Here is a 15,129-nt window from a genome sequence, read left to right as displayed (position 1 = left end):
AAGTGAACTCGACTAAAATAACCGGCTCAGTAAGATAGGGTTGCTCTAGAACTACGTCTCCCTTTAATGACGAATAGTAACTGCATGTTTTCCAGTCCAGGTAATACCGATTTTTTTACAAATAGTTAAATAATGAAGCATCGTCAGCAGGACACTCCCTGTGTTCATTCCAATAATAACTCCATCCATCTGCAGCCCGGGCATTCGCCCTAAAAAATAAATAAGTAAAAATGAAACAGCTGTTGCCCAAACTGTATGTATGGAAGCATCTTTTATAAGCCCCAATCCGATCAGATAGGCCTGCATTGGCATCACAAAAAAATGAAATAAAAAATAGGGCCAAAGCAGTTGCAAATAGTAGCTTGCTGAGGTGCTTTGAAAAAAGAGATTGGTCAGCGGCTCCGCCATAAAGTAGAACAAGGTAACAGCAGGAATTCCATACAAAAATGTCATTAACATTACCTGCATCAGCAGTTTCTGAAGTTTGGCCGTCTCTTCATTGGCATTCGCCTTGGAGACGGTTGGAATAAGAATAATTAAGAATGAGTGCGCAATAAAGGCTGGAAAAAAGCCTATGGTCATAGCTACGCCGGCAAGCATTCCAAAATGTTCAGTAGCCATATCTGCTGACATACCAGCCTGAAGCAACGCTCCTTTAATTAGGAAGGGCTGCACTGCATGTGTTAAAGCATGGAAGATCCGTAAACTAGTCGTTGGAACAGACACGGCCATTAACTGTCTTTGCACTTGCTTCCGATTCACATTTACGCCAGGAGCCTTTTTGAGCTGCTGATACTGAACAATAAACAAATGGGTCAGATAAATGAAAACGACAAGCTCACTTCCAGCCAGCGTACAGAAAGCAATCAAAATAGCAGTCGGCCGATCAAATTCAAACAACTGATAAACAGCTGCCAACAATAGCAGTTGTACAATTCTTCTCAGGAAATGAGAAAAAGCAATTTTCCCCATAAGCTGCTTACCCATGAAGAATCCCCGGGCAATGGATGAAAAGGAGATAACCGGAATTAACAGGTACACAATCCACTTTAACATTGGATGATAGGCATTAAACACAGAAAGGAACGGGAATATAACAGCCGCCAATAAAAGCAGAACAGAGGTAAAAATGATCGTTAACCTGACAGCATGCCCAATCATGCTTCGATGGTACTGATCGTCTTTTTCGGCAATTAATTTTGAAACAGAAACTGGCAGCTCAAAACTTGCCAGCAAAACAATCAAAAAGATGGTTGGAAGAATGGTCATATAATGGCCAAGTCCCCCTTCACCTAGTTCGCGTGCAAGAATCATATTTATCAGGAATTCTAAGCACTCGCCAAAAAAGGCTGCGACAATCAGGATTAATGTTCCTTTTACAAACGAATTCATGCTAGCCTCGCCTCCGCAAAAACATCTACCCTAAGAAGATATGAGACATGTCCCGATAATAGTATGGCAAGCTCTAATTAATAAACCGCCCATATATGTTTTTTTAATCATCCGTTTGATTAAACCGCAATAACACTGGACTCCCGGCCGCTCAGATTTTAATCAAACGTTTGATTGAATTTAAAAGTCAGGGAAATATGATTGTCCTCGTAAAATTAATCAGGCTGACAGAAAAACTGGAGGAATACAAAAAACCCTCTCGCAAAGGGCTTTGAATTAAACTTCCAAATATTCGAATCAGATTCCTTCAGCTTTTCGTTTTATTATCTTTGTCTGATGGGTATTGGATAATGAAGGAGTGGGTTAATTTGTTTAAAAAACTGGAGCTTTCAGACTACCAACTCTGGATGTGCAGTCAGATCAGAGAAAAGCTTGCTGAATCCAACTATGTAAATGGTACCTTTCCCGCTAATGCAGAAGATTATGAAGAACGTGAAGTGATTTCAATAGCTCTAAGCGAAATGCTTTTGAGACTTAGCGGGTTCGATCACAGAGCTAGAAAAATAGATGATGAAGAGGCCTTTTAGGTCTCCTTTTTTTATAAAGCAGAATTATAATTCAGATCCATTCTCAGTTCATCTGCTTACACAGCGGACTCTTTTGAGGATTACTTAACTAAGGAGTGTTTAAATGCATAAATAACCGCCTGGGTCCGGTCTTGAACCTGAAGCTTACCCAAAATGTTACTGACATGTGTTTTTACCGTTTTTAGAGCGATAAAAAGCTCATCCGCAATTTCTTGGTTAGTTTTTCCTTCAGTCATTAATAAAAGGATCTCCATTTCACGGGTGGTGAGTTCATCATGAGGAACAGATCTATTCTTTTGGCGCATTTTCATCATCATTTTTCCGGTTACCTCAGGTTCAAGAACGGGCTCTCCATTATAAGTTGCCCGGACAGCATTAGCAATTTCACTCGCCTTAGAGGTTTTGAGCATGTAACTTGTTGCTCCCGCCTCAAGCGCTGGGTAGACCTTTTCATCGTCAAGGAAGCTAGTCACAATAATAATCTTCGCTTCGGGCCAATTATCAATAATTTGCTTTGTTGCTTCGATTCCATCCATTTCTTTCATAACTAAGTCCATCAAAATAATGTCTGGACGGAGTTCTAGCGCCATCTGCACCCCCGTCCTGCCGTTATCTGCCTCCCCAATTACTTCAATATCTGGCTGAGCCGATAGATAGGAGGAAACACCAATCCTTACCATTTCATGATCATCCACAAACACTACCTTAATCATTCTTCACCTGCTTTATCTAAAATTGGGACCTTAACTTCCAGCCTTGTACCCTTGTTTTGCACACTGACAATTTTCATTGTCCCGCCAATTTCACCTGCACGCTCATGCATATTCTGCAAACCATATGAGCCTGCCTTCGCTTCGTTTGTATCAAATCCCAGCCCATCGTCCACAATTCTCATGATTACCTGCTGGTCTCTCTTAATTAGTAAAACGTCCAAACTGAGTGCTTTGCTGTGCCTCAGAGTGTTGGAAACAGACTCTTGGAGAATACGGAATAAATGATCCTCTACTCCTTTATCCATCGGGAAGGTTTCCACCTTCCATTTGATTTCCATTGTGACCTTTTGGGAAAGCTCCTGAAGCAATTCTTCAATTCCCTCCTGAAGGGTTTTTCCAGTTAGTCCAACAGGCCGCAAATGCAAAAGCAAAGCACGCATTTCGAGTTGGGACTGATGAATCATTTCCTCAACCATTTTTAGCTGTTTAGTTTCTCTTCCATTGGATTCTTCCCTAGTTTCATTGATGGCCGACATTAACATCGAGGCTCCAAAGAGCTGCTGGCTGACTGAATCATGAAGTTCACGGGCAAGACGGTTTCGTTCTTGCGAGATGATTTCCTGTATCCGTGTCTCCTGTTCCTCTGCCTTTTCGGTTGCAAGCCGCTGGGAATGCATCGCTTTTTCAGCAATTTGTGTTTGGATTTTGGCTATCCGCCGCGATATTCCTTGTAAATCTGGTGATAGACTGTCTTCGGTAACTTCAGGTTTACGGCCCTGTTCCAGTTCATACAGCCAACTGTCAATATTATTCATTTGCCGGCGCCCATAAACGCCCGACACGATACCTGTAATTATCCCAATTGCCATGCTCACACTTAAGGTTAAAATGATAAACGGGATATCCATTAACTGGAGCTTCCATAAATCGGCCCAGCTTGATAATGGAAAAACAAACATATAAGCCCCTGTCAAAAAAACAAACACCATAAAAGACAGTGTTGAGCTCCATATAATTTGCCGCTGTAAAGCTGTCATATTCTTTTCACCTCTAAATCGCCAATTAGCATTGAGGTGAAGATTTTCACTTTCCGTTCTGCAGTATCATATTCAGAGGTTTGCAAAAATAGAGTCTGGTTGAGAATTTTAGATTCATGATAGTCAAAAACAGAGGTTGTGCCCGCTAAAGAAGAATGATGGACACTCACTTCCAGATCATACGGGATCATTATTTTAATATTGCCAACGATGTTACGGATGAAAATCACGGCTTCTCCTTTAGGTAAAACCGTATAGCTTAAATCAATAATTGTATCACCGACACCCGCCTGAATGTTAACATCACGCCATTCATACACCTGCTCGGAAGTCTGGCGCTGTCCGAAAAATAGATTTTCGAATATGGGCGGTTTTCTGATGATCGTACCTTCCGTCTCCAGTTTTTCTGATTCCTTAATGTCCGGCCGGTACTCTTTTGGATTCTTCTTTGACCGTGCAAATTGCAAAACAATATAAACTAGAACAGCAAGGAGGAAAAATTTAAAGGTCATCATACCTAGGATGCTTGTAAAGAAAAAGAATAACCCAGCCCAAAATAACAGTTTTCCAATTGTTCTTGGCATCATTTTCCGGCCAAAATACACCATTGCTGCTGTTACGAGCAGTGAAAAGATTAGGCCAGAGTTAAAAAATGATATTTCAAGCAGAAGTAAAACAACACCACCGATAACCATCCAGCTGATATAATCCTTTTTCATATGATCCATTATCTTTTTCCTCCTCTCTGTGAAATTACCGAACAAAAGCGTAAGTGCCCGTTAAGCGACGTATGGACTGGAGCACACCGACTAAGATAAAGGAAACACGAAGAGCGGAAGCGCATTCGTGCTTGACTTATCGTAGGGAGGTGGGTGAAGTACACGAGTCGCTGGGCTCTGGAGCTGGATGAAGCAAAACCCTAATATAAATTTCTGTTATTACAAAAAAAGAGCGCGGCACAACTCCCACGCCTCTTTAGAATACCATGTTTTGGTTATGAAATAGAACGAGTTTCATCACTTTTAATTTCTTTTTCAAGCTGGGCAATTCGGGCATCAATCGTAGTTCGATAATAGGAGCTGGTCACTTGATTTTCAAGCCGGTCCAGATAGGCCTCAATTTCTGTAAAGCGGGACTGGGATTTATTCTCTTGAAAATCTTCTTGATCCAGAACTTGGTTCATTTGATTATGTGCACGGGTTACATTCTCTCGGCCCATTAGTTCTAAACGGCGAATATTCATGTCCTTAAGCTTATGCTTCATGCTTTCATATTTCTGCTCAAGCTCCTCAAGCTGCTGACTCACCTTTCTTGCCGCATCTTTCAAGCGGGCAGCACGTTCTTCATATTGCCCCTGTTCATTAGCGGCAAACAGATGAAGCTCCTTTTCACCGGCTTTATCAGCCACCTCTGCCTGGCGCGCTCTTTTGCTGGCCATGTCTTCAGCTAGTTGGTACTCACGGTTGAACTGTTCTAACAGTTGATGCTGCCGCTCAAGAAGTTTGCGGACCTTTTCTGTTTCTTGCTCGCATTCCCGAAGATATTGATTGAGCAGCGAAATTGGATTCTTTTTTTCCTTTTGATCTAATGCCTCGTGCAGATCTGCCATTACTGTATCTTTAATTCGTGTAAATAAATTTGCCATTCCAATCTCTCCTTTGAAATCGTAGTTTTGTTAATGATTGTTTAGTTCAGACCATTGCTTTTCAAAATTTACAAATGGGTCAGTTTCTGCCTGTTTATCTAGAACTTTTTCGTTTTCATTCCATTTTTTATAAACAAGGTAGAGAACATACGCTGCTGCGATTCCTAAAACAGCTGGAATATTTGACGCAGTGGCCAGTAAGACGATTAAGCCAGCAGCACCCCATCCTATTTTCCCCCATAATGAGCTAGCCTTAAGAAATTGCTTCGCAGCAAAGTACAGTATGACCAGGCTGATCGCCAGCCCGACTATTGGGCCAAGGTTAGCAATCAACACCATCACCGCTAGCCCGCCTATCAAAAGTAAACCGGATTTTTTCATGTGAATTTCCTCCTTTCTATATTTACATCTTACCTTCCACGCAAAATCCCCATAACGAACTAGCGCTTTATTTTAAGGTAGGACCTGAGGCTTAGTAGCCGTAGGACCCGCATAGTTAGAGGTGTAAATTGGAAGTTAACCTGACTTTACCACGGGGTAACAGTACATTAGATTCATGGATTTACGGTATGTAAAAAGGGGGATTAGATATGTTTGGAATGGACGATTTCATCAAGTTTTTACAAGCGTTTTTTATCGTTTTTCCAGTCGTAACCCTCATTCATTTAGCTGGCCACATTACTTTCGCTTCTATCTTTGGAGGCAAAGACCTTAAGGTTAAAATCGGTTCAGGCAAGAGGTTATTTTCAATTGGATTTGTGGAAGTTAGATGGTTTTACTTTTGGTTTGGCGATTGTGAGTACGGGTCGCTTAAAGTGAAAAATCGGGGTGCATTATCATTGGTTTTTCTTGGCGGAGCCCTGTTTAATCTCCTAAGTATTTTTTTTATAAATTTACTGATTGCTGCAGGCTGGGCGGACAAGTCGATGCTGACCTACCAGTTTGTTTACTTTTCATTTTACTATATGTTTTTTGCCATGCTGCCGATGGATTTTCAAGATGGCTACCCTAGTGACGGGAAGGCCATTCTCAGGTTATGGAAACGCCAGCGGGAAAGCAATTGCTCTTCTTCTGATTGTGTCTGGAAAGCCAATTGAATTAAATAAGATTTTGCAGCATCAAAAAAGCCATGGGGGTTATCTCCATGGCTTTAAAGCTATTTGGTAATAAACATCTGAGTCCAATAGTGTCCATACGAACCGCCTTTGACATATCCCACGCCAATTTGGGTTAAATTCGGATCCAAGATATTTTTGCGGTGACCGGGACTGTTCATCCAAGCTTGAACCACTTCCTGAGGTGTTCTTTGGCCGGCTGCAATATTTTCAGCAGCACGTCTATAAGTGATGCCAAAGCTCTTCATCATTTGGAATGGATCTCCATACGTTGGGCTGTTGTGGGCAAAGTAATTCTTGTCCCTCATATCAGCTGATTTGTATCTGGCGACCCTTGATAACTCCCAATTAGATGCAAGCGGCTTTAAACCATTTTTTGAGCGTTCCTGATTAGTCAACTGAATAACTTGAACCTCGATACTAGTGGTGCCCCTCATAGCAGGAATCGTAACCTTCTGGCCAGGATAAATAAGATTAGGGTTTTTAAAATGCGGATTAGCTCCAATAATCTCAGATAATCCAACTTGATATCTCACGGCTATTTTCCAAAGAGTGTCACCAGACTGAACGGTATGAACTTGCTGTGCAAAAGAACTCGTTGGGACTGCTAGTAACGAAACCAACAATGCCAAAACGATCCAAAATCGTTTCATCATTTTCACTCCTCCTCGAAGTTAGGATGAGAAAAATGAAAGAAAATATACCAAATATGTTAAATTCTTTTACAAAAGATTACGAGAGGCAACAACAACGCCATCCTCATCACAATATGCATAATGTCCGGGTGTCCAGTCGATCTCTCCGAAAGACACTGTTATATCGCGCTCTCCCTTACCTTGTTTAATACTTTTCAAGGGATTTGAGCCTATCGCAAAAATACCAACGTTTAATTCAGCCAATTCTGCTGTGTCGCGAACACACCCGTTTATTACCACGCCAGCTAGTTTTCGTTCTACAGCAATCTCACCTAGGCGGTCGCCTAACAGGGCGCAGCGTTTTGATCCGCCGCCGTCAACTACTAGAACACTCCCCTCAGGAACTGTTTCGAGAGCCTCTCTAACAAGGACATTGTCTTCAAACACCTTAACGGTAGCAATTGGACCTGAAAAAAGGTTTTTCTTCCCCAATGATTTAAATTCCAGCATACAAATTGCCAGCTCTCCTGAAAAATCATCACATAAATCTGCTGTTTTAAAACTCATAATGACACTCCTCCGGCACTTTTTTCTTAATTACTTTCTTTATTAAGCAGCTAAAATCCTCCATTTCTCACTTTTTTTTCGCAATTTTCCAGATCATCAAGCATATAACCTTAAAAAGGAGGGAGAACATTGGCAAATTTATTTGTTACAACCTTAGGATTTGTCATCTGCCTTGGATTAGTTGGAGGAGTGTTTGTTTACTTTGTAAAGTCAGCTTTAAACAGCGAGGATTCATCGCGAATTGACCCTTTGCCAGCCCACGAGACAACAACTGGTTCCCCTGAAATCAAGTGAAAAAATTCAAGTTTGAACCTTTGAAAATATTGGTCAGCTGTCAGTAAGTAATCTTTATTCAAAAAAGTCTAAAGCCCTCATCCCTTCACGGATAAGGGCTATTTATGTTACGCCAGCTTCTCTTTTTCTTTCTGCTGGCAAATAGGACAATAAAATGTCTTCCTCGATGAAACTGTCTCTTTCTGAATTTCTGTCCCGCATCGTTTACAAGGTTCACCTTCCCGATCATAAACTGTACAAATAGATAAATAGCCGCCTGTTTTGTTATCACCGCTGTACAACTTATTTTCCATATAACCCCCAGCATCGGCAGCTTTCGGCAAAACATGCTGGATTGCATTATACAAAGCCAGTTTATCTGTTTCCGTAAACTGTTCTGCTTTTCTCAACGGGTTAATTTTAGCTTCGTAACATATCTCATCAGAGTAGCAGTTACCAATTCCCGAAATGAATTTCTGGTTAACTAAAGCGGATTTAATAACACCCCTTTTCTTGTCTATTAATTGTTGGAATTGCTGGTATGTAAAAGACGGATCTAGTGGCTCTGGACCAAGGTCCTCCAGCTTTTTGTCCAGTTCGGCGCTAGTTAGTAAATGCAGGTATCCTAGCCTTAGCCCGATGAAATACAAGCTTATATCGCCAAAGGTAATAATCACCTGCTTTGTTCTGTTTGGATTATCATGTTCATTGCCAAGATACATCCATCCTCCAAGCATTAAATGCAGAACAAGGCTTTTGCCTGTATTCATCTGAAAAATCAGGTGCTTTGCCCGCCTGCTTATTGACTGTATATGGCTGCCAATTAACTCTTGCCTAAACTGGGCAGGTTTCAAATTTATCGATTTATCTCGGTTAATTTCGACTGATGATATAGGTTTAAAAGTAATCTTTGGGCTTAATAAGATCCTGTAAGTCTCCATTTCCGGCAACTCAGGCATAAAACCGGCTCCTTTCGCTCATACCGTTTTACTTGTAGTATGGTGAAATCGAGCCTGTTCATGCGGGGCGGATACAGGTGGCCTGTAAGTCAAATAGTTAAATGACCTTATTACCCTCTGCCTTTAGTACTTTAACTTAACCATTTAAGGGGCTCGGGCAAAAAATAAACCGATAAAAAGGGACGAACCTTTTTGGTCCGTCCCTAGAATACTATTAACTAATGGTTTATCTCACAGTTGAATAATATTAATACTCCTTATGGCCGCCAAATCGTACATGAGCGGGGTTTTCAGATGTTAAAGGTGCATCAACTGGATTATGGTCGTCCCTTACATTAAAGCGGTCAGGCTCGGTCACTTCTCTACGTTCGACGAGAACAAGGATTTTACCTTCCTTTACATAGCCCTCATAACGATCAGCTTCATCTTCAGGAATACCCATTCCTACTAAAACACCTGCAATTCCGCCTGCACCCGCACCCAGAGCGGCTCCAGTAAGCGTTGCTGCTACAGGTCCTGCTGCAACAATTGGTCCAATTCCAGGTATAGCGAGAGCGCCTAGCCCGGCAACGAGGCCTGTTAATCCTCCTAATGCACCGCCAGTCGCTGCACCCGCAGCCATTCCTTCTGCTGCTTTCGTATCAGTCTCGTTTGTTACATGCTCAACATCTTCTTCGTTTTTACCGATGATTGATATCTCTTCTTCTGAATAGCCTTGTCTTTTTAAATCTTCCACTGCAGAAATGGCTTCTTGTTCGGTATCATAAACACCAACTAAATGTTTTTCATGTTCAAACATAATAGCCCTCCTTTGGACAAGTCTTATTAAACCATACCCGCCAGTAAGGGCTATAAAACTTTGATAAGGAGCAGGGTTATGTCTAACCTATTCCTGCTTTGATGATACGATAGCTTGTTCAAACTGTTCCACAATGTCATCGCTATGTTCAATCCCAACCGAAATTCTAACTAACTCATATGTGATGCCAAGCTCCTGCTGAGCTGCCGGCGGCAGGGCACGGTGTGAGGTTTTTAATGGATGAGATACAGTTGTTTCGACACCAGCTAATGTGGGCACGATTTTCACCCAGCCGAGCGAACGGAAAAACTGATCAACATTCACTTTTTTTGATAGCTTTATTGTAACAATTGCGCCAAAGCCTTCTTCGCCCTCATCAAATGGGTAGTACACTTTATCAACCCCGTCATTTGAGCTGAGAGCATCAGCTAGCTTTCGCGCATTTCCTGATTGGGTCTTCATCCTAAGAGCTAGCGTCTTCAATCCCCGGCTTGTCAGCCACGCTTCAAAAGGGCTAAGATTAGCGCCAAGGTTGACAACCTTTGCTCTTGCCTTTTCAATTAGGTCCTCTCTGCCAACGAGGACTCCTGCAGTTACATCGCTGTGGCCTCCGATATATTTTGTGGCGCTGTGTACGACCAAATCCGCACCAAAAGTGTAGGGCTTACAATGGTAAGGGGTCGCAAAAGTATTATCCACCATTACCGCAAGCTGATGTTTTTTTGCCAGTTCCGCAACATTTTTTAAATCTTCAACTCTCAATAGCGGATTGGTAACGGATTCTGTATATAAAAGCTTCGTATTCCCTTTAATGTTATTTTCCAAATTTTCAAGGTCAGTGAATGAAATAAAGGTTGTATCAATCCCAAGTTCCCTTAATTCATGATTGATTAAATGGAAGGTTCCACCGTATAAGTCATCTGCTGCAATAATGTGGTCACCACTTTTAGCGACTGCTAAAATACCAGCCATAATGGCTGATAATCCCGAGGATGCTGCGACTCCTGCCGGTGCACCCTCAAGTAAGGCAACGCTGGAACCTAGTTCATCTGTATTAGGATTTCCGACCCGTGAATAAAGATAATTACCCTCGCCCTGATAAAAGCCCTCTAGCTCATCTAGATCATTAAATGTAAAAGCTGAAGTCTGATAAATAGGCGTTGCCTTGCTCTTGATTGCTTGCTTACTTTTATGTAGTCCGTGAAGTACTTCTGTTTCAAATTTCGCTGCCAATAAAGTCACCTTCTCTTTAAAATAACCCCTTTTTATAGCAGGGTTTTCTCTCCATTATATTAAACTATTTTCATATGATTAGCAGGAGTATAACAATTCGCTTTCCGCCCGTCAATTACTTCCTGTTTCAGCGACTTCAAGCAAATCCCAAAGGGAAATGAATCCGAGCGGCTTCTCATCAGCTTTTCCATTTTTCGTAATAATCACCCCCTGAAGTTTTTGATCCTTTTTATGATAACCCTCGAAACGTTCCTCTACCTCAAATATTGAGGCTGATTCGGGAACAAAATCCACAAAGTACTTGTTGCCCGATGTGTAAAGATCTTTTATTCTCACGTTTTCCAGTTCAATGACTCTGCTAGAAAATTGATTGGCCATCCATTTTATTATTTCCGATGATGTCAGCAGCGTTTTGTAATTGTTCTCTTTATCGTATATTGGAAAACGCGTGTAGTCCAAGCGGTTAATAACTTTTAGAACATCTTTTAAGTGGGTGTCCTCGTAATAGTAAAAAACCGGACTCGTTGCGATTGAGATCGCTGGTATTGGCTTCTCAAACTCCTTGGCAATCTGCTCAATCCGTTCGACTACTTCCTGGTGCGGTTCTGCTATATAAAAATTTCTATCTACCTTTTCATGGACAATTGCATTGCGCAGCTTGGCATATTGGTGGAGTTCATGTTTATGTTTCCGAATAAGTGAGTGATTTTTTTGACCAGAATAAAGCAATTCCACAAACGCGTCACTGCCTGTTCCCTTTACCTGTTCTTTCAGGCTTTTATGAATCCGGTTAAAAGCAATTTGGAACCGGTCAGACCTTCCGCTTTTTGTTTTCTTCTCCACACTGTTCCCTCCTTAATTCATTAGTATGTTATTTACCCTAAAACACTATTTCTATTAAACTATAAATCTGCTATTTCAAAAAGAATATCTAAAAAAAGTACCCCGCAGGCGGGGCACTTAATCCTAATCAATTGGATTATTCAGCTTTTTGTCCTTCTGGCCAGTCGTAAATTCTACTAGCTCTTCACTAGTGTCATTGCCTTTTTTCTTATTATTATTACGCTGGGCATTAGGATTGCCGCGCTTTGTCCGGCCCATACACCTCGACTCCTTTTTCAGTTATCACAGCTAGTATGAACACTGGCGGGGATATTATTCATAAACAGGGGGCTTACGAAATTTAGTTCCCTGCTCAAAGGAATAAGCCAGCTTAATTAATTGAGGTTCGCTAAATGCAGTTCCGGTGAAAGTAAGGCCCACAGGCTCGCCTTTTTCTGTATAGCCTGCCGGGACTGTAATTGAAGGGTAGCCCGCTTTCGCTGGTATTGCTGCCCCAAAATTATTAGGAAAAACTATAGCATCCAGCCTGTTTTCACTCAAAGTAAAGTCAATTCCTTTTTCCGTCGAAAGATAGTGATCCTTTTCGAGAACTTCTATATACCCTGCTTCCGTTAATGTTCCGGAAGTTTCTTCAGATTCTTCAAGTATGGACTGCCCGTATTTTAAAGCCTTTTCACTATTCTTTTTATTAAACTCTACCACGTCCTTTAAGGATTGAACTGCAGCCCCTGGACGTAATTGATTGAGATATACATTTAGGCCGGCCTTAAATTCATAGGTTAAGACATCATAAGACCAATCTTCCTTCTCCGATGGAATAACGACATCAAATACCTCAGCACCTAGTTCTTCAAGCTTACCAACCGCCTTACTCATAACCTGCAATTTGGACTCTGTAAGATAATCAAAATATATCTCACGGGCAATTCCTATTCTTGCCCCCTTTAAAGCCTCATGATCAAGAAAGTCTGTAAAATCCGTTTCATTATGGTCCGTATTCGTAAGCGTAATTGGATCTTGCGTGTCCATACCTGCCAGAGCCGTCAGCAGGTACACAGCATCCTTTACTGTTCTAGCCATTGGTCCGGCTGTATCCTGGGTATGAGAGATCGGGATGATTCCCCGCCTGCTGATTAAACCCACTGTTGGCTTAATCCCAACAAGAGAATTCTGGCTTGCAGGGCTTAAAATCGATCCGGAAGTTTCTGTCCCAACCGCGGCTGCTGCTAGATTAGCCGCAATAGCAGCCCCTGAACCCGCACTCGATCCACCTGTATCGAACTTACCTGGACCGTATGGATTAAGTACTTGGCCTCCCCTGGAACTGTACCCATTCGGCATGCCTTCTGTCATAAAGTTAGCCCATTCAGTCATATTGGTTTTACCGAGGATTATTGCTCCTGCACTGCGTAGCTGAGCGGCAACAAAGGAATCCTCTGCTGCAAATGAGTTTTCAAGGGCTAGCGATCCTGCACTGGTATGCATCTTATCATTTGTATCAATATTGTCTTTAATTAGGACCGGAACGCCATGAAGCGGGCCCCGCCGCCCATGGTGTTTGCGTTCAGCATCAAGAGCTGCAGCAATGTGAAGCGCTTCAGGGTTGATTTCAATAACTGAATTAATGACCGGGCCACTTCGATCAACCTCCGCTATCCGCCCTAAGTACATCATCACAAGTTGTTTGGAGGTGATCTCTCCACTATCGAGTTTCGTCTGTATGTCGTCAATTGTCGCTTCAATCAGCCATTCATTTTTCAGATTATCCAGCCTGGTATTTTCCATTTGCAGATGTCCTTTCATGTAAAGGTTCTGTAGTGACTTTTTAAAAATGAGTCAAAGTTGCGGATAGCACTTGGTTATATATCATCATTAAACTTTAGCAAAGTAAAAGCTTATAAAATATATTCTAAAAAAGCCGGTCTTATCCCTGCTTAGGGAACCTTTTAAAGCAGGTTCATAAAACTAAGCTACTATCAAGGATTACTCATCCTCTACTAATTTGGTATGTATATTTCCAAAAATCGTCTAATTGAAGACATGACTCATTCTGAATAACTCGTATACAGCAGTATGACTTAATCGGACTCCCTAGCTAAGAAAGCTAACAATCCTAATAATAAAGGGCTACAGGTCACCCTATAGCCCTTTCTTTATCTTCGCTTTTCAGGATCTACAACATTTCCGCCATAAAAGGTTTTTTCCTGTGGAGTAAATCCTAGTTCTTTGCCGTATTTTTTTAATTCCCTAAGCTCTCGATCCGAAACAATTGAAGCGACTGTTCCTTCTGCTCCAAAACGGCCTGTCCGCCCGGATCTGTGGACATATTGCGTGTAATCCTTCGGAAAGTCAAAATGGACAACATGAGTGACTCCCTTGATATCCAGCCCTCTTGCAGCTACATCTGTGACCAAAAGCAACGAAACTGTGCCTTCCCGGAACCGATTTAGATAAGCTTGACGCTCCACCTTAGTCAGGTCACTGTGCAGCAGACCGGCTTCAACTCTATTATAGGACAGTTTTTCATGGGTAACTGTTAAGGTACCAATATCTTTTATGAAAACGAGCGCCTTTATTCCGCTTATCCGTGAAAGTCTTTCTAGAACCTTTATTTTCTCGCGTGGTTCGGTGATAAAGTATATATGGTCAACCGCAGCGGAAGTAATTGTCTCATCTTTTTTAATCGCGATCAGTTTTGGTTCCTTAACCAAGTCCCTTGCTGCCTGCTCCGTTTCCTGAGGAAGCGTAGCCGAAAAGAGAAGCACCTGCCGTTCACTCAGTGTCGATTTTATAATATTGCTAACTGTGCCGCGATGTTCAGGAACCAAGAGCTGGTCCCCCTCATCAAGAACAACGGTTTTAACTTCATGCATTTTCAGCTTCTTCTGCTTTATTAACTCAAGTGTCCGTCCCGGTGTTCCGACAATGATCTGAGGACTTTTTTTCAGCTTCTCCAACTGACGTTTCAAGCTTGCTCCTCCAATTAGTGAAGCAGAAGTGATCCCGCTTCCGTCAGCCCACTTCTGAATCTCTGATAGAACTTGCATAACCAGTTCCTGGGAAGAGGCGAGGATCACAGCCTGCGGGTTCTTTTTTGCCGGATCTATTTTATTAAGAACCGGCAGCAGGTAGGCAAGGGTTTTACCTGTTCCTGTCGGTGACTCTGCAATCACATCTTTGCCTTCCAAAATCAGCGGAATTGTAGCTTGCTGTACCGAAGTTGGTTCGTTGAAGCCGGCGTTATTCCAATTATCCTGTAAAAAAGTTTTTAAATGAGTAAGGGTTGATTGATTTTCAGACATTCTGTTCTCCTTCAATTAAGCTCTTAGAT

Annotated in this window: 18 protein-coding genes; 3 read left to right on the top strand and 15 right to left on the bottom strand. The window is 41.9% G+C overall.

Translation table 11 applies throughout. The features are described from left to right. Window positions 1-63: 63 nt before the first annotated feature. Window positions 64-1,392: a polysaccharide biosynthesis protein gene (locus HRJ06_RS14560; RefSeq protein WP_174733666.1), complete on the bottom strand. Its 1,329-nt coding sequence runs from the start codon at window positions 1,390-1,392 to the stop codon at window positions 64-66. Between the two features lie 368 nt (window positions 1,393-1,760). On the opposite strand from HRJ06_RS14560, the gene HRJ06_RS14555 reads away from it, so the two are divergent. Next, a complete protein-coding gene (locus HRJ06_RS14555) occupies window positions 1,761-1,979 on the top strand; it encodes a hypothetical protein (RefSeq protein WP_174733665.1) in 219 nt (72 codons plus the stop codon). Between the two features lie 80 nt (window positions 1,980-2,059). Here HRJ06_RS14555 and HRJ06_RS14550 read toward each other — a convergent pair whose 3' ends face one another. From HRJ06_RS14550 to HRJ06_RS14530, 5 genes are all read right to left on the bottom strand, one after another. Then, the gene (locus HRJ06_RS14550; RefSeq protein ID WP_174733664.1) at window positions 2,060-2,692 is read right to left on the bottom strand and encodes a response regulator transcription factor; all 633 of its coding nucleotides are present in this window, start codon (window positions 2,690-2,692) and stop codon (window positions 2,060-2,062) included. Next, entirely contained in the window at window positions 2,689-3,729 is a 1,041-nt protein-coding gene (locus HRJ06_RS14545; RefSeq protein WP_174733663.1) for a sensor histidine kinase, read from the bottom strand. Before HRJ06_RS14545 ends, HRJ06_RS14550 begins: the two co-directional genes overlap by 4 nt. Continuing rightward, window positions 3,726-4,457, bottom strand: coding sequence for a cell wall-active antibiotics response protein LiaF (liaF, locus tag HRJ06_RS14540; RefSeq protein WP_197969968.1), 732 nt, complete (start codon window positions 4,455-4,457; stop codon window positions 3,726-3,728). The genes HRJ06_RS14545 and liaF overlap by 4 nt, the downstream gene beginning before the upstream one ends. Window positions 4,458-4,723: 266 nt before the next feature. Continuing rightward, entirely contained in the window at window positions 4,724-5,374 is a 651-nt protein-coding gene (locus HRJ06_RS14535; RefSeq protein ID WP_174733662.1) for a PspA/IM30 family protein, read from the bottom strand. A 30-nt stretch (window positions 5,375-5,404) separates the two neighbouring features. Then, window positions 5,405-5,755, bottom strand: a complete 351-nt coding sequence (locus HRJ06_RS14530) for a lmo0954 family membrane protein (protein ID WP_174733661.1) — start codon at window positions 5,753-5,755, stop codon at window positions 5,405-5,407. Window positions 5,756-5,964: 209 nt separating this feature from the next. On the opposite strand from HRJ06_RS14530, the gene HRJ06_RS14525 reads away from it, so the two are divergent. Further along, the gene (locus tag HRJ06_RS14525) at window positions 5,965-6,471 is read left to right on the top strand and encodes a hypothetical protein (RefSeq protein WP_174733660.1); all 507 of its coding nucleotides are present in this window, start codon (window positions 5,965-5,967) and stop codon (window positions 6,469-6,471) included. Between the two features lie 59 nt (window positions 6,472-6,530). On the opposite strand, the gene safA is transcribed toward HRJ06_RS14525, so the two are convergent. Together safA and rraA are read right to left on the bottom strand one after the other, a co-directional pair. Further along, a complete protein-coding gene (safA, locus tag HRJ06_RS14520) occupies window positions 6,531-7,145 on the bottom strand; it encodes a SafA/ExsA family spore coat assembly protein (protein ID WP_422392734.1) in 615 nt (204 codons plus the stop codon). A gap of 66 nt (window positions 7,146-7,211) precedes the next feature. Further along, window positions 7,212-7,691 (bottom strand): ribonuclease E activity regulator RraA, encoded by a 480-nt coding sequence (gene rraA / locus HRJ06_RS14515; protein ID WP_174733659.1) that lies wholly within the window; start codon window positions 7,689-7,691, stop codon window positions 7,212-7,214. A gap of 129 nt (window positions 7,692-7,820) precedes the next feature. On the opposite strand from rraA, the gene HRJ06_RS14510 reads away from it, so the two are divergent. Further along, window positions 7,821-7,985: a hypothetical protein gene (locus HRJ06_RS14510; protein ID WP_174733658.1), complete on the top strand. Its 165-nt coding sequence runs from the start codon at window positions 7,821-7,823 to the stop codon at window positions 7,983-7,985. Window positions 7,986-8,092: 107 nt separating this feature from the next. Here the strand turns inward: HRJ06_RS14510 and mutM are convergent, their stop codons facing one another. The 7 genes from mutM to HRJ06_RS14480 all read right to left on the bottom strand — a co-directional run bounded on the left by mutM (window position 8,093) and on the right by HRJ06_RS14480 (window position 15,100). Then, window positions 8,093-8,923 carry a bifunctional DNA-formamidopyrimidine glycosylase/DNA-(apurinic or apyrimidinic site) lyase gene (mutM, locus tag HRJ06_RS14505; protein ID WP_174733657.1) on the bottom strand — a complete coding sequence of 277 codons (831 nt, stop codon included), beginning with the start codon at window positions 8,921-8,923 and terminating at the stop codon, window positions 8,093-8,095. Window positions 8,924-9,170: 247 nt separating this feature from the next. Then, a complete protein-coding gene (locus HRJ06_RS14500; protein WP_174733656.1) occupies window positions 9,171-9,722 on the bottom strand; it encodes a YflT domain-containing protein in 552 nt (183 codons plus the stop codon). An 87-nt stretch (window positions 9,723-9,809) separates the two neighbouring features. After that, the gene (locus tag HRJ06_RS14495; protein WP_174733655.1) at window positions 9,810-10,955 is read right to left on the bottom strand and encodes a trans-sulfuration enzyme family protein; all 1,146 of its coding nucleotides are present in this window, start codon (window positions 10,953-10,955) and stop codon (window positions 9,810-9,812) included. A 111-nt stretch (window positions 10,956-11,066) separates the two neighbouring features. Next, a complete protein-coding gene (locus HRJ06_RS14490) occupies window positions 11,067-11,798 on the bottom strand; it encodes a CBS domain-containing protein (protein WP_174733654.1) in 732 nt (243 codons plus the stop codon). Between the two features lie 123 nt (window positions 11,799-11,921). Beyond that, complete coding sequence (locus tag HRJ06_RS23505; RefSeq protein ID WP_277874685.1) at window positions 11,922-12,056, bottom strand: hypothetical protein; 135 nt, start codon at window positions 12,054-12,056, stop codon at window positions 11,922-11,924. A gap of 54 nt (window positions 12,057-12,110) precedes the next feature. Further along, on the bottom strand, window positions 12,111-13,583 hold the full coding sequence (locus tag HRJ06_RS14485) for an amidase family protein (RefSeq protein WP_174733653.1): 1,473 nt from the start codon (window positions 13,581-13,583) through the stop codon (window positions 12,111-12,113). A gap of 368 nt (window positions 13,584-13,951) precedes the next feature. Further along, window positions 13,952-15,100 carry a DEAD/DEAH box helicase gene (locus HRJ06_RS14480; protein ID WP_174733652.1) on the bottom strand — a complete coding sequence of 383 codons (1,149 nt, stop codon included), beginning with the start codon at window positions 15,098-15,100 and terminating at the stop codon, window positions 13,952-13,954. Window positions 15,101-15,129: the final 29 nt, after the last annotated feature.

Origin of the sequence: Mesobacillus harenae (assembly GCF_013343715.1) — a bacterium.
Classification (GTDB): Bacteria; Bacillota; Bacilli; order Bacillales; family Cytobacillaceae; genus Mesobacillus_A; species Mesobacillus_A harenae.
This window is presented reverse-complemented; position numbering and strand designations above follow the sequence as displayed.